Below are 23,600 nucleotides of genomic sequence, written 5' to 3' on the forward strand. Positions count from 1 at the left end.
GGTGCACCCCGCCCGGTGCGGCACCGGGTGGATCGGATCGGGTTAGATCAGGCCCTTCGTGTGCCACACGGTCTTCGTCTCGGTGAACGCGACGATCCGGTCGATCGACGGGGTCGCCGCATCCGGGCCGTTCTCCGGTGGGAGCACGCGTTTGAGCGTCTCGGCGGCCGCGATCTGCAGGTCGACCCAGTCGATGGCTCCGGCCCCGACGAGGTCGAGCGCGTTGACATCCGCGTGGCTGGCCAGCCAGGGCGCGATCTCGGCGGGCGAACCGGTCAGGATGTTCACCACCCCGCCGGGCACGTCGCTGGTCGCGAGCACCTCGCTCAGGCTGATCGCCGACAGCGGCATGGTTTCGTTGGCGATGACCACGACGGTGTTTCCGGCCACCAGTGCCGGGGCGACGACGCTGACGAGGCCGAGCAGCGAGCCACCGGCCTGCGGGGCGACGATCGCCACGATACCCGTGGGCTCGGGAACCGAAATATTGAAGAAGGGTCCGGAAACCGGGTTCGCGTTGCCGGCAACCTGCACGTACTTGTCGGCCCAGCCGGCGTACCAGACCCAGCGGTCGATGGCCTCGTCGACCTGGGCGGATGCCGCCGCGACGCTCACGCCCTCCGTCTGCACGATCTCGTCGACGAACTGCGCGCGACGCCCCTCGAGCAGCTCCGCGATCCGGTACAGCACCTGGCCGCGGTTGTAGGCGGTGGCGCCGGCCCAGCCACCCACTGCCGCCCGGGCCGCCACGACCGCCTCGCGGGCATCCTTACGGGAGGCCTTCGCCGCGTTGGCGAGGAAGTCGCCCTTCTTCGCGAGGATCTCGTACACGCGGCCGGACTCACTGCGCGGGAACTTGCCGCCGATGTAGAGCTTGTAGGTCTTGGGGATGGCGAGGCGGGTCACTTGGCGGCCTTCTTTCGAGCGGAAACGGCGGGGGCTGCGGGGGCTGCGGGGGCTGCGGGAGTGGCGGAGGCGGCAGGAGCGGTGCCCGAACGCGGACGGCTCGGCGCCGGCTTGAGGTACGGCGCCGGCTTGAGGTACGCGGCCAGGCCCGGGCGGCCTCCCTCGCGTCCGTACCCGGATTCCTTGTAGCCGCCGAAGGGACTGGCCGGGTCGAACCGGTTGAAGGTGTTCGCCCAGATGACGCCGGCGCGCAGCTTGTCGGCGACGGCCAGGATGCGGCTGCCCTTGTCGCTCCAGATGCCGGCGGAGAGGCCGTAGGGGGTGTTGTTCGCCTTCGCGATGGCCTCGGCGGGTGTGCGGAAGGTCAGCACCGAGAGCACGGGTCCGAAGATCTCGTCGCGGGCGATGCGGTGGCTGGTCGACACGTTGGTGAAGATCGTCGGCGCGAACCAGAAGCCGTTCTCCGGGATGGCGCAGTCGGCGCTCCAGCGCTCGGCGCCTTCCTGCTCCCCCATGGCGGTGAGCTCGGTGATGCGCCGAAGCTGGTCGGCGCTGTTGATCGCACCGATGTCGGTGTTCTTGTCGAGCGGGTCGCCGAGGCGGAGGGTGGAGATGCGGTCCTTGAGCCGGTCGATGACCTCGTCGTGGATGCTCTCCTGCACCAGGAGCCGGCTGCCGGCGCAGCAGACGTGGCCCTGGTTGAAGAAGATGCCGTTGACGACGCCCTCGATGGCCTGGTCGATCGGCGCGTCGTCGAAGACGATGTTCGCGGCCTTGCCGCCGAGCTCGAGGGTGAGCTTCTTGTCGGTGCCCGCGACGGAGCGGGCGATCGCCCGGCCGACCGCGGTCGAGCCGGTGAAGGCGACCTTGTTGACATCCGGGTGGTTGACGAGCGCCTGCCCGGTGTCGCCGGCGCCGGTGATGATGTTGACCACCCCGGGCGGCAGGTCGGCCTGCTGCAGGATCTCGGCGAAGAGCAGGGCGGTCAGCGAGGTCGTCTCGGCGGGCTTCAGCACGACCGTGTTGCCCGCGGCGAGCGCCGGCGCGATCTTCCACGCCAGCATGAGCAGGGGGAAGTTCCACGGGATGACCTGGGCGGCGACGCCGAGCGAGGCCGGGTTCGGGCCGAGCCCGGCGTGATCGAGCTTGTCGGCCCAGCCGGCGTAGTAGAAGAACCAGGCTGCGACGAGGGGAACGTCGACGTCGCGGCTCTCCTTGATCGGCTTGCCGTTGTCGAGGCTCTCGGCCACGGCCAGTTCACGGGCCCGTTCCTGCACGAGTCGGGCGATGCGGAACAGGTACTTTCCGCGGTCGCTGCCGGAGAGGCGGGACCAGGCACCGGTGTAGGCGCGGCGTGCTGCGGCCACGGCGGCGTCGACATCCGCCGCATTGGCGTTGGCGATCATCGCGATCTGCTTCTCGGTGGCCGGGTTGATGGTCTGGAAGGGTGTGCCTCGTCCGGCGACGAATTCGCCGTCGATGAACAGGCCGTAGTCCGAACGGAGGTTCAGGATCGCCTGCGACTCCGGGGCCGGGGCGTAATCAAGGAAGTTCATGGGATGTCCTAATCGATCGTCACGTAGTCGGGGCCGGAGTAGTGCCCGGTCGTCATCTTCTGGCGCTGCAGCAGCACGTCGTTGAGCAGGCTGGACGCGCCGAAGCGGAACAGGTGCGGCTGGAGCCACTCCTCGCCCACGGTCTCGGCGACGGTCACGAGGTACTTGATCGCGTCCTTGGAGGTGCGGATGCCGCCGGCCGGCTTGACGCCGATCTTCTCGCCGGTCAGGCGGTGCCAGTCGCGCACCACCTCGAGCATCGACAGGGTCACCGGGAGGGTTGCCGCGGGCGCCACCTTGCCGGTCGAGGTCTTGATGAAGTCGCCGCCGGCGAGGATGGCGAGCCAGGACGCCCTGCGCACGTTGTCGTAGGTGTTGAGTTCGCCGGTCTCCAGGATCACCTTGAGGTGCGCGTGGCTTCCGTCTTGCCGCCGGCAGGCCTCCTTGACGGCGACGATCTCGTCGAAGACGCGCCCATAGTGGCCGGAGAGGAACGCCCCCCGGTCGATCACCATGTCGATTTCGTCGGCACCGGCCGCGACCGCGTCGGCGGTATCGGCCAGCTTGACGGCGAGCGACGCACGCCCGCTCGGGAAGGCCGTGGCGACGGCGGCGACGGCGATGCCGTTACCGGTGCCTGCCGCGTGGGCGGAGCCGAGGGCCTCGACGGCGTGCGGGACCATGTCGCCGTACACGCAGACCGCGGCCACTCGCGGGCAGTCCGGGTCGCCGGCATCCGGGGTGAGGGCCTTGCCCACGAGGGAACGCACCTTGCCTCGGGTGTCGGCACCCTCGAGGGTGGTGAGGTCGATCAGCCCGATGGTCGTGTCGAGCGCCAACTTCTTCGAGGTGGTCTTGATCGAACGGCTGCCGAGGTCGGCCGCGCGCTGTTCGAGGCCGACGGCGTCGATCCCGGGGATGCCGTGCAGGTAGCGGCGCAGGTTCGCGTCGGTGGCCTCACCGCCCAGCAGAGCCAGGGTGCGGTCGCGGGGGGCCAGGCGTGCGGCCAGTTGACTGCTAGTCATGAGTTGTCCTTGCGGTTGGTGTGTGTCATACGTCGTCGCCGAGCAGGGCCCGGGCGGTGTCTTCGTCGGTGACCAGCACGGTGCAGAGCCCGCTGCCGACGATCGCGCGGGCGACGGCGTGCTTGGCGCCGCCGGAGATCACGGCTATGGCGAGGGTCGCCCGCCGCAGTTGTTCAAGCTGGATGCCGAGCGTGCGTTCGTCGAGCTCGGAGTCGACGATGTCGCCGTTCTTGTCGATGTAGCGGCCGACGATGTCGCCCACAGCCCCCCTGCGCACGAGCTCCGCCACCTCGTCCGGGCTCAGGTAGCCGCTGTCGACGAGCGCGGAATGGGCGTCGGCCTGGCCCGCGCTGTAGAGGTATGCGGATGCCCCGGCCGCCTGTTCGAGGACGGCGGCCACGGCGCGGTCCGATTCGATCGCCTGCTTCGTTTCCAGCCGTTCCAGGATGGCCGGACTCGGCAGCAGGGTCGCCGCGCCGAACGCCTTGTGGGCGATGGTGACCGCGGTCGTCGCGGCGGTGCCCGCACGTTTGTTCAGGCTGACGCCGCCGTTGATCTGCACGACGTCGACCCCGGGGGCCCAGCCGTGCTTGAGGTGCAGCGACACGTCGTGGAGGGTGCGGCCCCAGCTGATGCCCAGGGTGCGCGGGATCGGGCGGAGTCCGGTGAGGTAGTCGGCAGCCGCCTGCGCGGTGCGGGACTGGAGTTCCTCGTCGTTGGCCACGCCGACCGACGACACGACGATGGCGTCCGTCAGGCCGGTCGACTCGCGGAGGCGGCGTTCGACGGGAAGCCGCCGGGCGCGCGGATGCACGATCTCGATCCGGATGAATCCGCTCGCCTTCGCCTGGGCGAGGAGCCGGCCGACCTTCCAGCGGGTGAGGCGCAGGATCGATCCGATCTCATCCTGCGTCTTGTTCTCTTCGTAGTAGAGCTCGGCGGCACGAATGGACATCAACTCGTCGGTATTGATCACCCGGGGCACTCTCCATTCGCGTCGTCCCCCAGCCTAAGAGTCACGGAGCATCCGAACAACAGCTGTGGGGCATATTGCTCATATGAGCAGGAGGGGCTGCCCGGTCACGCCCTAGGCTCGGAACATGACCTCAAGTACCGGGCCGATCAGAGCCGTTCTCGCCGTGGATCTCGGCGGAACCAAGGTCGAAGCCGTCCTCGTCGATCACCGGGGGAACCTGCTCCCGGGGAGCCGGAACCGCTCCCCCACCGGACCGACCGCCACCAGCGAGGAGCTCGCGCGCAGCGTCACGTCGGCCGTCACCCTGGCGCTGGCCGGCCTGCCGGCCGGGGCGACCCTCGTCGGCGTGGGAATCGGCTCCGCCGGCCCGATCACGGTCGCCTCGGGATCGGTCTCCCCGCTCAACCTCCCGGCCTGGCGCGAGTTCCCGCTGCGCGACCTGGTGCTGGGGCTCGTCCCGGATGTCCCGGTGCGGCTGCGGCTGGACGGCCTCTGCATCACGCTCGCCGAGCACTGGCTCGGCGCCGGCCAGGGCGTCGGCAACCTGATGGGCATGGTCGTCTCCACCGGGGTGGGCGGCGGCCTCATCCTGGACGGCCGGACGGTGTCGGGCCCGACCGGCAATGCCGGCCACATCGGCCACGTCGAGGTCGGCGGGTTCGACGACCCGTGCGCCTGCGGCGGACGCGGTTGCCTCGAGGCGATCGCATCCGGACCGCGGACCGTCGCCTGGGCCAGGGCCCAGGGCTGGTCCGGCCGAACCGGAGAGCACCTCGCTGCCGCCTACGCGGCCGGCGACGAGATCGCGGAGCGCGCCGTACGGCGGAGCGGCGGTGCCATCGGCCAGGCGATCGCCTCGGCCACCAACCTGGTCGACCTGGACCTCGTCGCGATCGGCGGGGGGTTCTCGCATGTGGCACCCGAGCTGTTCGACGCCATCCGCGAGGCGATCGCCGAACGCACCGAGTTCGCCTTCGCGACGAAGGTGAGGGTCGTGCATTCCGCCCTGACCGCCGACGGGCCGCTGATCGGCGCCGCTGCGCTCATCCACCGCGCCGAACTGGTCCCCTAGTCCGGAGTGCGGGCCCGGTTCAGGTCGTCCTCGAGCATGTGCGGCCGCGCGATGACCGCGCCGGCGACGGTCACCGCGAGCGCAGTGGCCGTGAGGAAGATCAGCGGCGCCAGCCAGTCGCCGGTCAGCTCGTGCAGCACCCCGACCACCAGCGGGCCGAACGCGCCGAGCGTGTAACCGACTCCCTGCACGAAGCCGCTCATCGCGACGGCGCCCTCGTGCGTGCGGGTACGGAGATTGATCAGCACGAGCGCGAGAGGGAAGAGCAGCTGGCCGAGGCCCGTCGCCGACACCCAGAGCCAGGTCAGCGGCGCGGGCGCGAAGATCAGGCCGAGGTATCCGATCACAAAACAGAACGCGCCGGCGTACACGATCAGGCCGACGTTCTTCATCCGCGCGGTGAGCACGGGGATGATCACCGCGCACGGGATGCCCATGGCCGCGAACAGGGACAGCAGGGTGCCCGCCTCCCCCTCCGTCACAAGCGACCGGTCGACCAGCAGCTGGGGCAGCCAGGCGAACATTGAGTAGGCGTTGAGGGACGAGACGGCGAAGACGGCGGCGATCGCCCAGGCCACGCTCGAGTGCCGAATCCGGCCGAGGAGGGCCGGTTCTGCTTCCTCGACAACAGGGGTCGGCACGCTCCGGGTGCGGTGGCGCACGAGCATCGTGATCCACGGGACGAGGGCGATCAGGGCGAGGACGCTCCACATGGCCAGCGAGACGCGCCAGCCGGCGGCATCCGCCACCGGGACCGCAACGAGCGGGGGCACCAGCGTGCTGAACGAGATCACCGTGACGTACAACGACGTCACCAGGCCGACCCGATCCGGGAAGTACTTCTTCACCAGGGGCGGCAACAGCACGTTGCCGACGCCCAGGCCGGCGAAGGTGACCACGCTGCCCAGCAGCAGCACGGCCAGCGAGCCGGACAGGCCCCGCGCCAGGTGGCCGATCAGCAGGGCGACGAGCGAGAGCGCGAGCACGGTCTCGAGTCCGTGGCGCTTCGTGAACATCGGGGTGAAGATGCCGAACAGGGCGAAACACACCGGCGGCAGCATGCCGACGACACCGATGGCCAGGGCTTCGAGGGGGATGTCGACGTCGATCCGGGTGATGATCGGCGAGAGCGCGGCGACGGCCGTGCGCAGGTTCGCGGCCACGAGCAGGATGCCCAGCAGGGCCAGCGTGCGACCGGCCCACAGGCTTCGGGCTCGGGTTTCGGTCACCGGGCAAGTCTAGGGACCCGGACGCCCTCCCCCGCCCGGTATCCCGCGCCTAGGCTGGACCCATGGCAGACCTCGCGAAGTACCTCCCGCTCAGCCGACGCCCGGCCGGCGACGAGTCCGGCGCGAACTCCAACTGGAGCGGTCACCTCACTGCCACGCTCACAGCGACCGCGGACCTGCTCGACGGGCTCGCGGCCGAGCAGTGGGAGGCGCCGAGCCTCTGCGCGGAATGGCGGGTGAGGGATGTCGCCGGCCACATCGTCTGGCGCCTGGGCAGTTCCAGCCGCGACCTCGTGCACACCGCGGCCCGCGCCTACCTCGGCCACTTCGTCAATCCGAACCGGGCAATCGACGTGGTGAGTCGGGCGGCGGCCGAGGCGGCGCCGGCGGACCTGGTCGCCCGGATCCGGCAGATTGCGGCGGACAAGGCCGCCGGCCGCGGGCGCTGCGGCATCATCGAACTCACCGAGGCCGTCGTGCACGGCTACGACATCGCCCGCCCGCTCGGGCTCAGCCTGATGCTCGCACCGACCGCCTCCGGCGCCGTCGCCCTCCGGCGGAGCCTGATCGCACCCACCGGGATCAAGGCCGTCCTGCACGGCCGCACCCTTGTGGCCACGGATGCCGACTGGAGCGTCGGCCGCGGCCCGGCCCTCCCCGGCACGGCCGAGGAGATCGTGCTGTTCCTCTTCAATCGAGGCCCCCTCCCCGCCTCTCCCCTTCCCGCCGCCTCTCCCCCTCCCGCGAAACCGCAGTAGTGCGCGCTAAACGTCGCGAATAACGCGCACGACTGCGGTTTCGCGGGGAGTGGGAAGGGGGAAGAGGCGGGGGTCAGACGAGGAGGGCTCGGACGCGGTCCACGTCGTCGCGCATTTGTGCGATCAGCGGCTCGATGCCGGTGAAGGCGACCATGCCGCGGATGCGTTCTTCGAATGCCACCTCCACCACATGGCCGTACAGGTCGATGTCGCGGTCGAGCACGTAGGCCTCGACCTGCTTCTGGGCCACGCCGTCGAAGGTCGGGTTGTTGCCCACCGAAATCGCCGCCGGGTACCGGGTGCCGTCATCCGTCAGCCAGCCCGCGTAGACGCCGTCGGCCGGCACGAGTCCCTCGGAGTCGGGCGACAGGTTCGCGGTGGGGAAGCCCAGCTCGCGGCCGCGGGCGGCACCGTGAACGACGACTCCGCGTACGGAGTGAACGTGCCCGAGCAGCTCGGCGGCGGCCTGCGTTTCGCCCGCCAGGAGCAGCCCGCGAACCACGGAGGAGGAGACCCTGGTGACCTCGTCGGGTTTGACGTCGTCGACCAGCCGCACGTCGAAACCGAAGCGGCGGCCGAGTCGCTGCAGCAGGGTGACGTCGCCCGCGCCTTTGGCACCGAATCGGAAGTCCCGGCCGACCAGGACCTGCCTCACGCGCAGCGCCTTGACGAGGACCTTCTCGATGAACGCCTCGGGCGGCAGCGAGGCGAGGGCCTCGTTGAACTCCAGCACGACCGTGGCGTCGACGCCGGTCTCGGCCAGCAGCTCGAGCTTCTGCCGTGGGCTGAGGAGCGCCTCCGGGCAGGTGGCCGGCGACAAGAGGGCCAGCGGATGCCGGTCGAAGGTCACGACGACGGCAACAAGTCCGTGCGCCCGGGCGACGGTCTTCAACTCGGTCAGCACGGCTCGGTGGCCGACGTGGACGCCGTCGAACTTGCCGATGCTGACCGCCGATGCCGGCCAGTCGGCCGGGATCCTTGCTATCCCATGGAACGTCTTCATGCGTCGCTCGTCACGGGCTCGACCCCGGTCACGGGGTGGCGGGCCAGCCACCACATCCCGAGGACAGGCAGCGCGAGCGGGATGAACAGGTACCCGCGGCCGAAGACCGACCACACGGTGTCGTGCGGGAAGAGGGCGGGGTCGACGAGGCTGAGGGTGCCGATGACGAGCACGCCGAGCAGCTCGAACGTGATCGTGATCCAGGCCGTGCGGTACCAGCCGCGACCCCGGTTGACGAGCGCGACCGTGGCCACGATGTACACGACCGCGGCAAGCGCGGACAGCGAGTAGGCCAGTGGGGCCTGCTCGTACTTTCCGACGATCTGCACGAAGGAGCGCCCCGTGGCGGCCAGCGCCAGCACCCCGTACACGGCTATCAGGAGTCGGCCGACGCCGGTCACTCGATTCGGTCGGGCAGCTGTCTGGGGCCGTAGTTCAGTCATCGCTAGTCAATTATCGCAGTATCAGGCGGACTGCACTGTCCAGATCTGCAGCATCCGATAGAGCATGACCGCGACGGACAGGCACGCCACGCCCAGGATGACCGTGCTCCAGCGGCTGCGCTCGATCAGCGCCCACAGCCCGGCAGCAAGGGGCAGCAGGATGGCGCTGATCAGGTAGACGTAGAACTCGAGCAGGCTTCCGCTCGCGGTGTTGCCGGTGAGCGGGGCGACGACGGCCACGACCAGCTGCGCGAGGAGCAGCACCTCGACCAGGGCGGTCGCCCCCATGGTGAGGTCGGTCGGTTTACGGCCGGCCAGCCCGAGTCCGACGCAGAGAGCGCCGCCGAGCACCGCGACCGCCAGCTGTAGCCAGGCGAACCACTCGATCATGTGACATCCGCCTGATCCGAGAGCGCGGCCTCGTCGGGCGCGGCCTCGTCGGGCGCGGCCTCGTCGGGCGGGAAGTTGATCAGCGATTTCGCCTGGTCGCCGCGGTACTCGACCAGTCCGATCAGACGTCCGTCGGGCGCGATCGCCGCGATCGGGCCCGCCTGGCTGCCCGCCGGGTCGACGGTGATGCGCTTGCCGTGGCCGAGGTCGATCGCCTGCTGTTCGCTGAGGTCGAGGCGGCCGAGCAGCCGCGTTGCCGCGTCGGCGGGACCGATCAGCGCGGACGCGACGTCCAGTTCGTCGAGGGGCTGGGCCGCCTCGAGCCGGAAAGGCCCGATCCGCGTGCGGCGCAGGCTGGTGAGGTGTCCGCCGACGCCGAGCGCGGCGCCGAGGTCGCGGGCGAGGGCACGGATGTAGGTGCCGGAGGAGCAGACGACCCGCACCTCCAGGTCGAGGAATCCGTCCACCGCGGTGCTCGAGAGGAGCTCGAACACGCTGACGGTGACCGGCCTGGCCGGGAGTTCGACGTCTTCGCCGTCCCGCACGCGCGCGTAGGCCCGTTTGCCGTCGACCTTGATCGCGCTCACCGCGCTCGGCTGCTGGCTGATGAAACCGGTGAGAGTGGCGATGCCGGCCTCGACGGCCCCCGGACGGATGGCCGCAACGGTCTCCGCGGGGGCGCGGACGAGCTGCTCGCCCTCGGCGTCATCCGTCGTCGTCGACGCGCCCAGCCGGATCGTGGCCAGGTATTCCTTGTCGAGCCCGACGATGTAGGTGAGCAGGCGGGTGGAGCTGTCGACGCCGAGGATGAGCAGGCCGGTCGCCATCGGGTCGAGCGTCCCGGCGTGGCCGACCTTGCGGGTTCCGGCGAGGCGCCGGGTGCGGGCGACCGCGTCGTGGCTGGTCCAGCCCTGCGGCTTGTCGATGAGGAGGAGGCCGCTGGTCACACGTCGAGGCTACCAGCGCCGCCCCCGTAGGATGTGAGCCGTGAGAATCGCGGTGATCGGAGCGGGCGCCCTCGGCGGCACGTTCGCGACCCTGCTCGCCCGAGCCGGCCACGACGTCACCGTCACCGCGCGCGGCCCCGGGCTGGCTGCGATCCGCGCCGACGGCATCCGGTTGTCCGGCGCGTTCGGCGACGCGGAGGCGAGGCCGCGCGCCCTCGAGCGGCTTGTGGAGACGCCCGAGCTGACCCTGGTCTGCACCAAGGCTCAGGATGCCGCGGCCGCCATCTCGGCAAACGCCGCGTTCATCGACGGGTCGCCGGTGATTGTCGTACAGAACGGCCTGGACGGGGTGAGCACGGCGGAACGGCTGCTCCCCCACTCCGACTGTTTCGGCGCCCTGGTGATCATCGCGGCCAACTACACCGAACCGGGTCGGGTGACGGTGACGACCGCGGCTCCGAGCTACCTCGGCCGCGGGAGCGGCCCGGCCGACGCGCTTGCGCGCGCATGGCAGGCCGTGCTTGCCGAGGCGGTGCCGGTCACTGCCATCGACAATTTCGTGGGCGCCCAGTGGACCAAGCTGATCGTGAACATGCTCAACGCACTGCCGGCCATCACCGGGCTGAGCGTGCAGGCGGTCGTCGACCATGCCGGCCTGCGCCGGGTGATGACGGCGAGCATGCGGGAGGCCGTTCGCGTCGGTCTGAAGCGAGGCGTGCACTTCGGCGCGCTGCAGGGGCTCGGCCATCGGCGGCTGCGGGTATTCTCGCTGCTGCCGCTGTGGCTGGGCCAACTGCTGCCGCGGATGATGCGGGCGCGGATGGGCAACGTGCCGAACCTCGGCTCGACCCAGCAGAGCATCCGCCGCGGCCAGCGCACCGAAATCGACTTCCTCAACGGAGCGATCGTGCGGGAGGCGGGCATCGCCGGCGTCGCCGCGCCGGTGAACGCGCTGCTCACCGCCCTCGTGCACGAGGTCGAGACTCGCGGCGCCTCCCTGACCCCCGCCGACGTCATCGCCCGCGTCGACGCCCTCCCCCTCTAGCCGCCCCCTCCCCGTCCCTCGCCGCCTCCGCCCCCTGACCTCCGTCGTATCCCTCCGCCGAACTGTGAGTTTGGCACCTTCCCTGGGCGTTTAGGGTGCCAAACTCACAGTTCGGCGGGGAGGCGTGGACGGGTTCGGAGACTGACGTCGCGAATCGACCCTAGATTGGGAAGGGTGAACGCCGCCGCCCACACGCCCTCCATCGCCCCGTCGATCACGGCCTGGTTCGACGCCCACGGCAGGGATCTGCCGTGGCGCCGCGAGGGCTTCTCCGCCTGGGGCACCCTGGTCAGCGAATTCATGCTGCAGCAGACCCCGGTCAGTCGCGTCATCCCCCGGCTCGAGGAGTGGCTCGATCGCTGGCCCACGCCAGCCGATCTGGCAGCCGTGCCTCCGGGCGAGGCGGTGCGCGCCTGGGCGACCCTCGGCTACCCGCGGCGCGCACTCTGGCTGCATTCTGCCGCGGTCGAGATCACCGAGCGCCACGGCGGTGAGGTTCCGGACGACGTCGACGCGCTGCTGGCCCTCACCGGCATCGGCGATTACACGGCCAGGGCGGTCGCCGCCTTCGCGTACGGACACCGGCATCCGGTCGTCGACACGAACACGAGGCGGGTCATCGCGCGGGCCGTCGGCGGCCAGGGCGAACCCGCTCCGCCGTCCGGGCGGCGCGACCTCGAAGCCATGTCGGTGCTGCTTCCGGAGAGCCGAGGCGAGGCGGCCGCCTTCAACGCGGCGATCATGGAACTCGGCGCCCTGGTCTGCACCGCCCGGAAGCCCGGCTGCGACGTATGCCCGATTCGGAATGCGTGCGCCTGGCGGGCGGCGGGCTACCCGGAAAGCACCGGGCCTCGCAAGCCCGTGCAGAAGAAATTCGCGGGAAGCGACCGGCAGGTGCGCGGGCTGATCATGGCCGAGCTGCGGGCGACGCGGCATCCGGTGACGGATGCCGAGATCGACGGACTCTGGCCCGACCGGGCCCAGCGCGGGCGCGCCCTGGTCGGCCTCCTGGCCGACGGACTCGCCGTCCGGGCGCCGGGCGGCTACACCCTGCCGCACTGACGGCGGATCGGTCGCGCCTGAGGGGTCGCAAATCGACCTTCAACCGGCCAACGAAGGTCGATCTGCGACCCCTCGGTGTGTCGATCAGTGAGTGGCGGCCGACGGATTAGTCGGCGGCGTGCGCCCCGCGGGACACGGGCTCGTCTGCGTCGTCGTCGTCATCGGCGTCGTCATCGTCGGCGTCGTCGTCGTCGGCTTCTTCCAGATCGCGAGACTTGTACGGGTCTGCGTCGCCGGCATACTGGGCCGTGCGGGCAAGCTGCTCCACCTCGGTGTCGCGGTCGCGCGCCTCACGCAGGAGGTCGTCGATCAGCGCGGCATTCTCCGGGATGGCGTCGGCGATGAATTCGAGGGACGGCGTGAGCCTGGCGGTGATGTTCTTGCCCACCTCGCTGCGCAGCATGCCCGTGGCGGCCTTGAGCGCCGCGGCGCTGTCCGTGCGCTCCTCTTCGTTGCCGTAGACCGTGTAGAAGACCGAGGCGTGCTGCAGGTCGCCGGTCACCTTGACGTCCGTGATGGTCACAAAACCAAGTCTCGGATCGCGGAGGCCGCGTTCGAGACGCTTGGCCACGATGACCTTGATGCGGTCCGCCATCTTCCTGGCGCGTGCCGGATCTGCCATGACTAACTCCCTTTTCCCAAAACTCTGACGCTCTTAAGCTTTCCAGGGGTCCCCGCTCGCTTCCCTTTTTAGGGGGAGGATCGCGGAGACCCCTGAAGCAACGGGTATTAGACCCGCGGCTTTTCCTTCATTTCGATCGTCTCGATCTCGTCGCCGACCTGGATGTCGTTGAACTTGCCGAGGCCGATACCGCACTCGAAGTCCGTCCGGACCTCGGTGACGTCGTCCTTGAAGCGACGCAGCGACTCGATGCCCAGGTTGTCCCCCACCACGACGCCCTCGCGGATGACGCGAGCCTTGGCGTTTCGGGTGATGGTTCCGGAGCGAACGATGACACCGGCGACGTTTCCGAACTTGGAGGAACGGAACACCTCGCGGATCTCGGCGACACCACTCTGCACCTCTTCGAACTCGGGCTTGAGCATTCCCTTGAGGGAGCTCTCAATGTCCTCGAGCGCGTTGTAGATGACGGAGTAGAAGCGCACGTCCACGCCTTCACGGGCGGCGCGCTCGCGCGCCTTCGTGTCGGGGCGAACGTTGAACCCGATGATGATGGCGTTGTCGACGGTGGCGAGGTTGACGTCGCTCTCCGTGACGGCACCGACACCGCGGTGGATGATCCGAAGCTGCACCGACTCGTCGACCTCGATCTTGAGGAGCGACTCTTCCAGTGCTTCAACGGCACCGGACACGTCACCCTTGATGATGAGGTTGAGCGACTCGACCTTGCCCTCTTCGAGTGCACGGGTGAAGTCTTCGAGGCTGATCCGCTTGCGGGCCTTGGCCAGCAGGGCGTTGCGCTCGGCGGCTTCACGCTTCTCGGCGATCTGGCGCGCGGTGCGGTCGTCATCGATGACCAGGAAGGTGTCGCCGGCGCGCGGGACGCTCGACAGACCCTGCACCTGGACGGCACGGGACGGGGTTGCGGCCAGGACCGGCACACCGTTCTCGTCGGCCATTGCGCGGACGCGGCCATAAGCCGTTCCGGCGACGATCGAGTCTCCGACGTGCAGCGTTCCCGACTGGATGAGCACGGTTGCAACCGCACCGCGACCCTTGTCGAGCTTGGCCTCGATGGCCACGCCGCGAGCATCCTTGTCGGGCTTGGCGCGCATGTCGAGCCCGGCGTCCGCGGTGAGCAGGACGGCGTCGAGGACTTCCTGGATGCCGACCTTGTTCTTCGCCGACACGTCGACGAACATGACGTCTCCACCGTATTCTTCGGCGACGAGGCCGAACTCGGTCAGCTGCTGACGCACCTTCTGCGGGTTGGCGCCGGGCTTGTCGATCTTGTTCACCGCGACCACGATCGGCACGTTGGCTGCCTGCGCGTGGTTGAGTGCCTCAATCGTCTGCGGCATGATGCCGTCATCGGCTGCCACCACGAGGATGGCGATGTCGGTGACCTGCGCACCACGAGCACGCATGGCGGTGAACGCCTCGTGGCCCGGGGTGTCAATGAAGGTGATGGCGCGTTCGATGCCCTCGTGCTCGGTGACGACCTGGTAGGCACCGATGTGCTGGGTGATACCGCCGGCTTCGCCCGCGGCAACCTTGGCGTTACGGATGGCGTCCAGGAGCGCGGTCTTACCGTGGTCGACGTGACCCATGACGGTGACAACGGGGGGACGTGCGACGAGTTCCTCATCGGTCTCCTCCGCCAGTTCCTCATCGATGTCGATGTCGAAGCCGAGAAGCAGTTCGCGGTCCTCGTCGTCGGGCGAGACCATCTGGATCTTGTAGCCCAGCTCTTCGCCGAGCACGTCGAACGTGGCCTCGTCGAGGGACTCGGTCGCCGTGGCCATCTCACCGAGGTGGAAGAGCACGGTGACGAGGTTTCCAGGGCTCGCGTCGATCTTGTCGGCGAAGTCGGTGATCGAGGCACCGCGACGCAGGCGAACAACGGTTCCGCCATCGCCGCGGGGTACGCTCACGCCACCCAGCGACGGGGCCTCGCGCAGTTCGAATTCCTGCCTCTTCGTGCGCTTCGACTTGCGGGCACGGCTCTTGCCGCCACCGCGGCCGAATGCACCGGCGGTTCCTCCACCAGGTCCGCGACCGCGGCCACCCGCGCCGCCACCGCCGGCGGGGCGGGGCGGGCCGAAGCCGGGAGCTCCGGCCGGGGCGCCACCGGGGCGCGCGAAGCCGGGGCGGGCGCCGCCGGCGCCTCCCGGTGCTCCGCCGGGACGCTGGAAAGCGCCCGGACGCTGGCCGAAACCGGTCGGGCGCGGGGCCTGGCCGGGGCCACCCGGACGCGGTGCACCGGGGCGCGGTGCGGCGGGACGCGGGATGTTGCTCGGTGAGGCGGAGGGCGGGCGTTGGCCCATGCCCTGGGCGCTCGCGAACGGGTTGTTGCCCGGACGCGGCGTGGGGGTCTTGCCCATGCCCTGGTTGCTGGCGAACGGGTTGTTACCCGGTCGTGCGGCTCCCGGACGCGGTGCGCTGCCCGGCTTGACCGGGGCGGCAGCGCCGCCCTCTGTCCTGGCTTCGGGGGTCTCGGTGCCGGTCGTGGCTTCCGCCGCGACATCCTTCTCGGCTGCCTTGCCTGCCGCGGCTGCCTTTTCGGCGGCCTGGGCCTGACGCTCGGCAACGGTGAGCGGCGCCGCGGGGAGCGGCGGGGCGTCGACTGCGGCTGCGGCCGGGGCTTCCACCACGGCGACGGGCTGTGCGGCCGGCTTGGCGGGTGCCGGACGGGCTCCCGGCTTCGCCGTCGATGCGGAAGCCGGCTTGGCGGCGACCGGCGCTTCGGTTTTGGCACCCGCGGGGGCGGTCTTCACGCCGTCGGCCTCGAGCGCGGCGCGGAGGCGCCGGGCGACGGGGGGCTCAACACTGCTGGACGGTCCCTTGACGAACTCGCCCATTTCTTTCAATTTGGCAAGGGCTACCTTGCTGTCGACGCCGAGCTCGGTTGCGATCTCGTGTACGCGTGGTTTTGCAGCCACAATTCTCCTGTTCCGGGCCTGCACCCGGAAAGGGGCAGACCGTTAGTAACGGACGGTTCTCATTTCGAGCCGCTCATTAGTTATCCATTAGCCAAGTCAGCCTGTTCTCTAGTTGTTTCGCGTCCACGGAACTGGTCACGCGAAGGGCACGCCCGAAAGCGCGTCGCCGCTGTGCGTCCTGGAAGCACGCGACGGTGGGATGCAACCACGCGCCTCTGCCAGGGAGTGTGGCGGTTTCATCCGCCACGAGTTCCGATTCCCGGGCCACAACCCTCAGAAGTGAGGACCGAGGTGCGCGCAAACGGCATCCAATGCACGTTCTTACGGGTTCCATCGTACCCCCTATTCGGCGTCCTCCAGAATACTGTCAGGCTGGATGTCGATTTTGGCCCCGGTCAGCTTGGCCGCGAGGCGGGCATTCTGGCCCTCCTTGCCGATGGCGAGGGACAGCTGGTAATCGGGCACGAGAGCCCTGACGGCCTTGATCGACTCGTCGATGACATAGGCGCTGGTGACCTTGGCGGGCGACAGCGCGCTGGCGACGAACGTGGCCAGGTCGGGCGAGTAGTCGACGATGTCGATCTTCTCGTTGTTGAGCTCGGCGGTGACCGCGCGCACCCGCTGCCCGAGTTCGCCGATGCAGGCGCCCTTGGCGTTCACGCCGGGTTCGGTGGCCCGCACGGCGATCTTGGTGCGGTGGCCGGCCTCGCGGGCGAGCGACACGATCTCGACGACGCCGCTGGCGATCTCGGGGACCTCGAGCGCGAACAGGCGGCGAACCAGCGACGGGTGGGTGCGCGACACCGTGATCTGCGGGCCCTTGAGCCCCTTGCCGACGGCCGTCACGTAGACGCGGATGCGCGTGCCGTGCGTGTAGCTCTCACCGGGCACCTGCTCCTCAGGAGGCAGGATCGCCTCGATGCTGCCGAGGTCGACGTGGATCATGCGCGGGTTCGGGCCCTGCTGGATGATCCCGGCGACGATCTCGCCCTCGCGGCTGCGGAACTCCCCGAGCACCGCGTCATCGGCCAGGTCCCGCAGGCGCTGGTTGATGACCTGCTTGGCCGCGAACGCGGCGATCCGGCCGAAGTCCGTTGGCTCGTCGACGCCCTCGCCGATGATGTTGCCCTCGTCGTCGTGTTCGGGCACGAAGATGGTGATGTGGCCGGTCTTGCGGTCGAGAACGACCCGCGCCCCCGGCTCTTCCTCGACGGCCTGCTTCATGTGCTCACCCGGGTGGATGTGCTTGAGGTAGGCGGTCAGAATTGCCTGTTCAATGATCCGCGCGAGTTCCTCGAAGGGGATCTCTTTCTCGCGCTCCATCTGCCGCAACATACTGAGGTCGATGTCCATGGCCGGCCTCCTCTATTCAAATTGTGCCGCCGCGAAACTGCGCAGCGGGCTCTCCTCTACGGTACCCGAATCCGAGCGGGTCCGTCACCGTCGATGCCCCTGTCGCCGGTGGCGTTCCCGCGGCTAGTCTGGGCCAATGACGACTGATTCCGCAGGCAAGACTGCGCGCAAGGCCGCACGCAAGGCCGAAGACAGCACCCCTTTCCGTACCCTGGCCCGCGTGGGCTACGCGGTCAACGGCCTGCTGCACCTGCTGATCGGCATCATCGCCATCGGAGTCGCGACCGGCACGAGCGGCGCGAAAGCAGACCAGTCCGGCGCCCTCGGGCAACTCGCCGCCACTCCCGGCGGGGTGTTCCTGCTGTGGACCGTGGTGATCGGCCTGGCCGCCCTCGGCTTGTGGCAGGTTGTCCAGGCCTTCCTCGTGCCGGCCTATGACCCGAAGCGCAAGTGGGCGCACCGGGTGATCGAGCTCGGCAAGGGGGTCGCCTACCTCGCGGTCGCGGCAACGGCGCTCACGTTCGCCGTGGGCGCCACGTCGGACGCAGCCCGGAGCACGCAGGACTTCACCGCGACGTTGCTCGGGGCACCGGGCGGAATCCTCCTGCTCGTCCTGATCGGGCTCCTCGTGCTCGTGATCGGCGGTTTCTTCGTCTACCGGGGAGCGGCGAGGACGTTCACCGAGGCGATTACCGTGCCGAGCGGGCCGGTCGGCACGGTAATCGTGGGACTCGGCGTCTTCGGTTACATCGCGAAGGGAATCGCGCTGGGGGTGGTCGGCATCCTGTTCCTGGTCGCGGCGTTCACGGCCAATGCCGCCAAGGCGACCGGGCTCGACGGGGCGCTCAAGGCCCTGGTCGCCCTGCCGTTCGGTCCCGGCCTCCTGATCGTGGTCGGGGTGGGACTGATCGCCTTCGGCGTCTACAGCTTCGCGAGGGCGCGCTACGCCCGGCTCTGATCACGCGGCGACCCGCCGCGGGCCGGGACTCAGCCCAGGCGGGTCACGACGTCGGCGACGGCGACCTGTTCTCGTTCCCCGGTGCGCCGGTCCCACAGCTCGACGATGCCGTCGGCCGCGCCACGGCCCACGATGACGATCTTCGGGACGCCGATCAGTTCGGCGTCCCCGAACTTCACGCCGGGCGAGACCTTGCCGCGACGGTCGTCGTAGAGCACCTCGCGGCCGGTGGCCTCGATCGCCGCGACGACGGTCTCGGAGGTCTCGAAGACGAGCTCGTCACGGCCGGTGGCGATCACGTGCACGTCGAACGGCGCCACTGATTCCGGCCAGATCAGGCCCTTCGCGTCGTTGTTGAGCTCGGCGATGGTGGCCAGGATGCGGGTCACCCCGATCCCGTAAGACCCCATCGTGACGGTGACGAGCTTGCCGTTCTCGTCGAGCACCTTGAGGCCGAGCGCTTCGGCGTACTTGCGGCCGAGCTGGAAGACGTGGCCGATTTCCATGCCGCGGGCGAGTTCGACCGGGCCGGAGCCGTCGGGGGCGGGGTCTCCGGCACGCACGTCGGCGGCCTCGACGGTTCCGTCGGCGTGGAAGTCGCGTCCGGCAACGAGCCCGAAGACATGGCGGCCCGACTCGTTCGCCCCGGTGATCCATTCGGTACCGTCGACGACGCGCGGGTCGAGCAGGAACCTGATGCCGGTGGCCGACTTCTCACCGAGGATGGCCCCGGCGATCGACCACGGGCCGATGTAGCCCTTGACCAGGCCGGGGTGCCTGGCGAAGTCGGCCTCATTGGCCGCCTCGACCTCGGCCGGCGCGAATGCGACCTCGACCCGCTTGAGGTCGACCTCGCGGTCGCCGGGCAGGCCGATCACGACGAGCTCCCGCGTTCCGTCCGGCAGCATCAGCGCGAGGACAACGTTCTTGAGCGTGTCGGCCGCCGTCCACTCGCGGCCGTCCGGGCGAGGGTGGGCGGAGTTGGCCCGGTCGACGAGGGTCTGGATGGTGGGGGTGTCCGGGGTGTCGAACACCTCGGCCGACGTCAGGTCCTTGAAGCTGATCGCGGGAGGCGCGACGGTCGTGAACGCTTCGATGTTGGCCGCGTAGCCGCCGGCCGACCGCACGAAGGTGTCCTCGCCGACCGGGGTCGGGTGCAGGAATTCCTCGCTTTTCGAGCCACCCATGGCGCCGGCATCCGCCTGCACGATCACGTATTCCAGGCCGAGCCGGGTGAAGATGCGCTCGTAGGCGTCGCGCTGGGCCTGGTAGCTGGCATCCAGGCCCGCGTCGGTGTAGTCGAAGGAATAGGCATCCTTCATCGTGAACTCGCGACCGCGCAGCAGGCCTCCGCGTGAGCGGGCCTCGTCGCGATACTTGTCCTGGATCTGGTAGATCGACAGGGGCAGGTCCTTGTAGCTGTTGTACAGGTCCTTGACCAGCAGGGTGAAGACCTCTTCGTGGGTGGGTGCCAGCAGGAGGTCGCTTCCCTTGCGGTCCTTCAGGCGGAACAGCCCGTCGCCGTACTCGTCCCAGCGCCCGGTGATGTCGTACGGTTCCCTGGGAAGCAGAGCGGGGAAGTGCACCTCGTGGGCGCCGGCCGCCGTCATCTCCTCGCGCACGATCGCCTCGATCTTCGCCTTCACCCGCAGGCCGATCGGCAGCCAGGCGAAGATGCCTGGGGCCTGGCGACGGATGTAGCCGGCCCGCACGAGCAGGCGGTGGCTGGTCACCTCGGCGTCGGAGGGGTCTTCGCGGAGGGTACGGAGGAAGTAGTTCGACAGGCGTGTAGGCACCCGTCTACTTTAGGCCGCGCCCGCCCGGTCCCGCGAAACCGCAGTTGTGCGCGCTAAAACGCCGTCATAACGCGCACGACTGCGGTTTCGCGGGGAGGGGTGGGGCTATTTGCCGACGGTGACGACGGGGGCGCCGAGGCTGTCCTCGCTGGGCGGCATTTCGGCGGCCAGGCGGTTGGCTTCCTCGATCAGGGTCGCGACGATCTCCGACTCGGGGACGGTCTTGATGACCTCGCCCTTGACGAAGATCTGGCCCTTGCCGTTGCCGGATGCGACGCCGAGGTCGGCCTCGCGGGCCTCGCCGGGTCCGTTGACGACGCAGCCCATCACGGCGACGCGGAGCGGCACGGTCATGCCCTCGAGGCCGTCGGTGACGTCGTTGGCGAGCTTGTAGACATCCACCTGGGCGCGCCCGCAGCTGGGGCAGGAGACGATCTCAAGCTTGCGCTCGCGCAGGTTCAGCGACTGCAGGATCTGCAGGCCGACCTTGATCTCCTCGACCGGCGGGGCACTCAGCGACACCCGGATCGTGTCGCCGATGCCCTCGGAGAGCAGGATGCCGAACGCCGTGGCGCTCTTGATCGTGCCCTGGAACGACGGCCCGGCCTCGGTCACGCCGAGGTGCAGGGGCCAGTCGCCGCGCTCGGCCAGCAGCCGGTAGGCCTTGACCATGATGATCGGGTCGTTGTGCTTGACCGAGATCTTGAAGTCGTGGAAGTCGTGCTCCTCGAACAGGCTCGCCTCCCAGACGGCGCTCTCGACGAGGGCCTCCGGGGTGGCCTTGCCGTATTTCTGCAGCAGGCGCGGGTCGAGCGAGCCGGCGTTCACGCCGATCCGGATGCTGACGCCCGCGGCCTTCGCCCGGCGTGCGATCTCGCCGACCTGGTCGTCGAACTTGCGGATGTTGCCCGGGTTCACACGCACGGCCGCGCAGCCGGCGTCGATTGCGGCGTAGACGTAACTGGGCTGGAAGTGGATGTCGGCGATGACCGGGATCTGGCTCTTCTTCGCGATGATCGGCAGCGCCTCGGCGTCGTCGCGGCTGGGCACGGCGACGCGCACGATGTCGCAGCCGGACGCGGTGAGCTCGGCGATCTGCTGGAGCGTCGCGTTGATGTTCGGTGTCGGCGTGGTCGTCATCGACTGCACGCTCACCTGGGCGTCGCCGCCGACGAGCACCTTGCCGACCTTGATCTGACGGGTCTTACGTCTGGGAGCGAGTACCTCAGGCACCTTGGGCATCCCTAAATTGATTGCAGCCACGCCGTTAGCTTACGCGTCGTGCCCGGCGCGGTGCCTGTGCGGCGGACCGCCCGTCAGCTGACCCAGTGACTCAGGTTGACCGGGGCCCCGATGTTATTGATGACCCCGGAGCCTGAAGTGGAACTGACGTGCACAGCCCATGCGTTGGGGTATTCGATGTTGTCTCCCGCCGGTGTCGTCAGCTCGGGACCGACTTCGATCAGAAAGAACAGGTGCCCGGCAGACGCGAAATCCCTGTTGACGCTCAGCCCCAGTTCGTCCGCCACGGCATCCATGTCGTCGCCGACCGTACTACCGGACTCCGTCGTGATCGCGACCCCGTCGCCCACCTGGCCCGCCGTGAAGTCGAGCGAGTAATCGCTCTCGCCGAGGAATTTCCCTTCCGGCGGCAGGTAGTCGGTGAGCGTCAGACCCGCCCAGGAATACGTCTGCCCCGCCGGGCGCTCCAGCCCGCCCTCGTACGATGCCGTCGCGGGCTCTTCTCCGACCACCACGGACAACGCGCCCAGCATCGCCGCCAGAGGATCTTCGTACGTCAGAGAGGCCACCAGTGATCCCGACTCGTCCATGAGCTCGAGCGCCTCCGGGCGTACGACGATGGTGGTGACGCTCGTGAGGGGGTCGACCTCCGGGCCCGGCGAGGAAGAGGGCGCCACGTCCCCGGCCGGGCCTGCCGCCGAGTCCGCGCCGGATTGGTTCGAGGCGCACGCCGTGCCGGCAAACAGTATCCCCGACACCATCAGGCCCACCATGGTGAATTTGCTGGCTGACCGGTTCATCGCGTCCCACTTCCCCCGGCGCGTCCCCCGCGCCGCCTGCCGCCAGTCTCGCACCGGGCGGGCAGCCGACGGAAGAATCCCCGATAACGATTCGAATCCGGAACGGCCTTCGCCCGCGGCCCTCGCCCGCGGCATCCGCCCGGTGCGTCCCGGGCGTCGATCGGCGATACAGTCGAAAGATCAGTGTGAAGACGAAGGAGTCACCCCTCATGCCCGCAATCGAAGTAGTCATCGTGGCCGGATCGCGCACGCCGCAGGGCCGCGTGAACGGCCAGCTGTCCTCCCTCACCGCCGTGCAGCTGGGGACCGCCGCCATCGCGGGCGCCCTCGAGCGCGCCGGCGTCAGCCCCGACCAGGTCGACGCCGTGCTGATGGGGCAGGTGCTGCAGGCCGGCTGCGGGCAGAACCCCGCCCGCCAGAGCTCGATCGCCGCCGGCATCCCGTGGAACGTGCCCGCGATGACGCTGAACAAGGTGTGCCTGTCCGGGCTCGCCGCGGTGATCGACGCGGCCCGTCTCATCCGGCTCGGCGAAGCGGATGTCGTCGTCGCCGGCGGGCAGGAATCCATGTCGAAGGCCCCGCACCTGCTCCCCGGCTCCCGCCAGGGCTGGGCCTACGGCAGCGTCACCGCCCTCGACCACGCCGCCCACGACGGGCTGACGGACGCCTTCGACGGCCTGTCGATGGGCATCTCGACCGAGCGGGTCAACGAGAAACTCGAGATGAACCGGGTCGAGCAGGACGAAATCGCGGCCGCCTCGCACCAGCGAGCCGCCGCCGCCATGGCCGACGGCACCTTCGACAACGAGATCACGCCGATCAGCGTGCCGCAGCGCAAGGGCGAACCGAAGCTCATCGACGCCGACGAGGGTGTGCGCGGCGACAGCACAGTGGAGTCCCTCGGGCGCCTGCGCCCCGCCTTCTCGACCGACGGAACGATCACGGCCGGGAACTCCTCGCCGCTCAGCGACGGCGCGAGCGCGGTCGTCGTGACCAGCCGGCGGTGGGCCGAGGCGCACGGGCTCGCCTGGCTGGCCGTCATCGAGGCATCCGGGCACGTCGCCGGTCCCGACAACTCCCTGCACTCGCAGCCCGCGAACGCAATCGCGCACGCCCTCGGCCGAGCGGGCTGGTCAGCCGAAGACCTCGACGTCGTCGAGATCAACGAGGCGTTCGCCGCCGTCGCCCTGCAGTCCTCGCGTGAGCTCGGCCTCAGCAGCGACAAGGTGAACATCCACGGCGGCGGGATCGCCATCGGCCACCCGATCGGCGCCTCCGGCGGACGGCTCGCGCTGCACGCCGCGCTGGAACTCGCTCGCCGCGGCGGCGGCAAGGCGGCCGTGTCGCTGTGCGGCGGCGGCGGCCAGGGCGACGCCCTGCTGCTCTCCCGCTAGAAGCCCCTCCGCCCCTCCCGCGAAACCGCAGTTGTGCGCGTCAAAACGCGTTTATAGCGCGCACAACTGCGGTTTCGCGGG

At 69.5% G+C, this 23,600-nt stretch carries 22 protein-coding genes; 6 read left to right on the top strand and 16 right to left on the bottom strand.

Features of this window, described 5'->3' with window-relative positions:
- Positions 1–42: 42 nt before the first annotated feature.
- Genes BLQ39_RS02850 through BLQ39_RS02865 form a run of 4 tightly spaced genes read right to left on the bottom strand, consistent with a single transcriptional unit; the run spans position 43 to position 4,463 of the window.
- Complete coding sequence (locus BLQ39_RS02850) at positions 43–906, bottom strand: aldehyde dehydrogenase family protein (RefSeq protein ID WP_092321569.1); 864 nt, start codon at positions 904–906, stop codon at positions 43–45.
- A complete protein-coding gene (locus BLQ39_RS02855) occupies positions 903–2,462 on the bottom strand; it encodes an aldehyde dehydrogenase family protein (RefSeq protein WP_092321570.1) in 1,560 nt (519 codons plus the stop codon). The genes BLQ39_RS02850 and BLQ39_RS02855 overlap by 4 nt, the downstream gene beginning before the upstream one ends.
- An 8-nt stretch (positions 2,463–2,470) precedes the next feature.
- A complete protein-coding gene (gene deoC / locus BLQ39_RS02860; protein ID WP_092321572.1) occupies positions 2,471–3,487 on the bottom strand; it encodes a deoxyribose-phosphate aldolase in 1,017 nt (338 codons plus the stop codon).
- Positions 3,488–3,512: 25 nt separating this feature from the next.
- Positions 3,513–4,463, bottom strand: coding sequence for a sugar-binding transcriptional regulator (locus BLQ39_RS02865; RefSeq protein ID WP_092321712.1), 951 nt, complete (start codon positions 4,461–4,463; stop codon positions 3,513–3,515).
- Between the two features lie 124 nt (positions 4,464–4,587).
- On the opposite strand from BLQ39_RS02865, the gene BLQ39_RS02870 reads away from it, so the two are divergent.
- Positions 4,588–5,535 (top strand): ROK family protein, encoded by a 948-nt coding sequence (locus tag BLQ39_RS02870; RefSeq protein WP_092321573.1) that lies wholly within the window; start codon positions 4,588–4,590, stop codon positions 5,533–5,535.
- Here the strand turns inward: BLQ39_RS02870 and BLQ39_RS02875 are convergent.
- Positions 5,532–6,764 carry an MFS transporter gene (locus BLQ39_RS02875; RefSeq protein WP_092321575.1) on the bottom strand — a complete coding sequence of 411 codons (1,233 nt, stop codon included), beginning with the start codon at positions 6,762–6,764 and terminating at the stop codon, positions 5,532–5,534. The genes BLQ39_RS02870 and BLQ39_RS02875 overlap by 4 nt on opposite strands.
- 62 nt (positions 6,765–6,826) lie before the next feature.
- Between BLQ39_RS02875 and BLQ39_RS02880 the strand changes: the two genes are divergently transcribed.
- Entirely contained in the window at positions 6,827–7,522 is a 696-nt protein-coding gene (locus tag BLQ39_RS02880; protein WP_092321576.1) for a maleylpyruvate isomerase family mycothiol-dependent enzyme, read from the top strand.
- Between the two features lie 73 nt (positions 7,523–7,595).
- Here BLQ39_RS02880 and BLQ39_RS02885 read toward each other — a convergent pair whose 3' ends face one another.
- Genes BLQ39_RS02885 through truB form a run of 4 tightly spaced genes read right to left on the bottom strand, consistent with a single transcriptional unit; the run spans position 7,596 to position 10,305 of the window.
- Positions 7,596–8,525: a bifunctional riboflavin kinase/FAD synthetase gene (locus tag BLQ39_RS02885; protein WP_092321578.1), complete on the bottom strand. Its 930-nt coding sequence runs from the start codon at positions 8,523–8,525 to the stop codon at positions 7,596–7,598.
- Positions 8,522–8,968: a hypothetical protein gene (locus tag BLQ39_RS02890; protein ID WP_092321579.1), complete on the bottom strand. Its 447-nt coding sequence runs from the start codon at positions 8,966–8,968 to the stop codon at positions 8,522–8,524. Before BLQ39_RS02890 ends, BLQ39_RS02885 begins: the two co-directional genes overlap by 4 nt.
- Positions 8,969–8,989: 21 nt before the next feature.
- On the bottom strand, positions 8,990–9,358 hold the full coding sequence (locus BLQ39_RS02895) for a hypothetical protein (RefSeq protein WP_092321581.1): 369 nt from the start codon (positions 9,356–9,358) through the stop codon (positions 8,990–8,992).
- Positions 9,355–10,305 (bottom strand): tRNA pseudouridine(55) synthase TruB, encoded by a 951-nt coding sequence (gene truB, locus BLQ39_RS02900; RefSeq protein ID WP_092321583.1) that lies wholly within the window; start codon positions 10,303–10,305, stop codon positions 9,355–9,357. The genes BLQ39_RS02895 and truB overlap by 4 nt, the downstream gene beginning before the upstream one ends.
- A gap of 40 nt (positions 10,306–10,345) precedes the next feature.
- Between truB and BLQ39_RS02905 the strand changes: the two genes are divergently transcribed.
- Positions 10,346–11,350, top strand: a complete 1,005-nt coding sequence (locus BLQ39_RS02905; RefSeq protein WP_092321584.1) for a ketopantoate reductase family protein — start codon at positions 10,346–10,348, stop codon at positions 11,348–11,350.
- A gap of 174 nt (positions 11,351–11,524) precedes the next feature.
- Positions 11,525–12,412: an HhH-GPD family protein gene (locus BLQ39_RS02910; protein WP_241977265.1), complete on the top strand. Its 888-nt coding sequence runs from the start codon at positions 11,525–11,527 to the stop codon at positions 12,410–12,412.
- Positions 12,413–12,518: 106 nt separating this feature from the next.
- Here the strand turns inward: BLQ39_RS02910 and rbfA are convergent, their stop codons facing one another.
- From rbfA to nusA, 4 genes are all read right to left on the bottom strand, one after another.
- Positions 12,519–13,034, bottom strand: a complete 516-nt coding sequence (gene rbfA / locus BLQ39_RS02915; RefSeq protein ID WP_092321586.1) for a 30S ribosome-binding factor RbfA — start codon at positions 13,032–13,034, stop codon at positions 12,519–12,521.
- Between the two features lie 107 nt (positions 13,035–13,141).
- The gene (gene infB, locus BLQ39_RS02920; RefSeq protein WP_092321587.1) at positions 13,142–15,976 is read right to left on the bottom strand and encodes a translation initiation factor IF-2; all 2,835 of its coding nucleotides are present in this window, start codon (positions 15,974–15,976) and stop codon (positions 13,142–13,144) included.
- A gap of 76 nt (positions 15,977–16,052) precedes the next feature.
- Positions 16,053–16,310: a YlxR family protein gene (locus BLQ39_RS02925; protein ID WP_092321589.1), complete on the bottom strand. Its 258-nt coding sequence runs from the start codon at positions 16,308–16,310 to the stop codon at positions 16,053–16,055.
- Between the two features lie 8 nt (positions 16,311–16,318).
- A complete protein-coding gene (nusA, locus tag BLQ39_RS02930; RefSeq protein ID WP_092321590.1) occupies positions 16,319–17,329 on the bottom strand; it encodes a transcription termination factor NusA in 1,011 nt (336 codons plus the stop codon).
- 136 nt (positions 17,330–17,465) lie between these two features.
- Between nusA and BLQ39_RS02935 the strand changes: the two genes are divergently transcribed.
- Complete coding sequence (locus tag BLQ39_RS02935) at positions 17,466–18,287, top strand: DUF1206 domain-containing protein (protein WP_092321592.1); 822 nt, start codon at positions 17,466–17,468, stop codon at positions 18,285–18,287.
- A 29-nt stretch (positions 18,288–18,316) separates the two neighbouring features.
- Here BLQ39_RS02935 and BLQ39_RS02940 read toward each other — a convergent pair whose 3' ends face one another.
- From BLQ39_RS02940 to BLQ39_RS02950, 3 genes are all read right to left on the bottom strand, one after another.
- Positions 18,317–20,083 carry a proline--tRNA ligase gene (locus BLQ39_RS02940; protein ID WP_174775353.1) on the bottom strand — a complete coding sequence of 589 codons (1,767 nt, stop codon included), beginning with the start codon at positions 20,081–20,083 and terminating at the stop codon, positions 18,317–18,319.
- A 105-nt stretch (positions 20,084–20,188) separates the two neighbouring features.
- Entirely contained in the window at positions 20,189–21,346 is a 1,158-nt protein-coding gene (gene ispG, locus BLQ39_RS02945) for a flavodoxin-dependent (E)-4-hydroxy-3-methylbut-2-enyl-diphosphate synthase (protein WP_174775354.1), read from the bottom strand.
- A gap of 53 nt (positions 21,347–21,399) precedes the next feature.
- A complete protein-coding gene (locus BLQ39_RS02950; RefSeq protein ID WP_134575287.1) occupies positions 21,400–22,125 on the bottom strand; it encodes a hypothetical protein in 726 nt (241 codons plus the stop codon).
- A 209-nt stretch (positions 22,126–22,334) separates the two neighbouring features.
- Between BLQ39_RS02950 and BLQ39_RS02955 the strand changes: the two genes are divergently transcribed.
- Entirely contained in the window at positions 22,335–23,519 is a 1,185-nt protein-coding gene (locus tag BLQ39_RS02955; RefSeq protein ID WP_092321717.1) for an acetyl-CoA C-acetyltransferase, read from the top strand.
- The last annotated feature ends 81 nt before the right edge of the window (positions 23,520–23,600 follow it).

The sequence above is a fragment of the Cryobacterium psychrotolerans genome, from assembly GCF_900101115.1.
GTDB classification, from domain to species: Bacteria; Actinomycetota; Actinomycetes; order Actinomycetales; family Microbacteriaceae; genus Cryobacterium; species Cryobacterium psychrotolerans.

Excerpts from the sequence above, each read along its gene's own strand:
- BLQ39_RS02855 (WP_092321570.1), bottom strand. The coding sequence starts at position 2,462 with ATGAACTTCCTTGATTACGCCCCGGCCCCGGAGTCGCAGGCGATCCTG.
- deoC (WP_092321572.1), bottom strand. The coding sequence starts at position 3,487 with ATGACTAGCAGTCAACTGGCCGCACGCCTGGCCCCCCGCGACCGCACC.
- BLQ39_RS02870 (WP_092321573.1), top strand. The coding sequence starts at position 4,588 with ATGACCTCAAGTACCGGGCCGATCAGAGCCGTTCTCGCCGTGGATCTC.
- BLQ39_RS02880 (WP_092321576.1), top strand. The coding sequence starts at position 6,827 with ATGGCAGACCTCGCGAAGTACCTCCCGCTCAGCCGACGCCCGGCCGGC.
- BLQ39_RS02885 (WP_092321578.1), bottom strand. The coding sequence starts at position 8,525 with ATGAAGACGTTCCATGGGATAGCAAGGATCCCGGCCGACTGGCCGGCA.
- BLQ39_RS02890 (WP_092321579.1), bottom strand. The coding sequence starts at position 8,968 with ATGACTGAACTACGGCCCCAGACAGCTGCCCGACCGAATCGAGTGACC.
- BLQ39_RS02895 (WP_092321581.1), bottom strand. The coding sequence starts at position 9,358 with ATGATCGAGTGGTTCGCCTGGCTACAGCTGGCGGTCGCGGTGCTCGGC.
- rbfA (WP_092321586.1), bottom strand. The coding sequence starts at position 13,034 with ATGGCAGATCCGGCACGCGCCAGGAAGATGGCGGACCGCATCAAGGTC.
- BLQ39_RS02925 (WP_092321589.1), bottom strand. The coding sequence starts at position 16,310 with ATGGAACCCGTAAGAACGTGCATTGGATGCCGTTTGCGCGCACCTCGG.
- nusA (WP_092321590.1), bottom strand. The coding sequence starts at position 17,329 with ATGGACATCGACCTCAGTATGTTGCGGCAGATGGAGCGCGAGAAAGAG.
- BLQ39_RS02935 (WP_092321592.1), top strand. The coding sequence starts at position 17,466 with ATGACGACTGATTCCGCAGGCAAGACTGCGCGCAAGGCCGCACGCAAG.
- BLQ39_RS02950 (WP_134575287.1), bottom strand. The coding sequence starts at position 22,125 with ATGAACCGGTCAGCCAGCAAATTCACCATGGTGGGCCTGATGGTGTCG.
- BLQ39_RS02955 (WP_092321717.1), top strand. The coding sequence starts at position 22,335 with ATGCCCGCAATCGAAGTAGTCATCGTGGCCGGATCGCGCACGCCGCAG.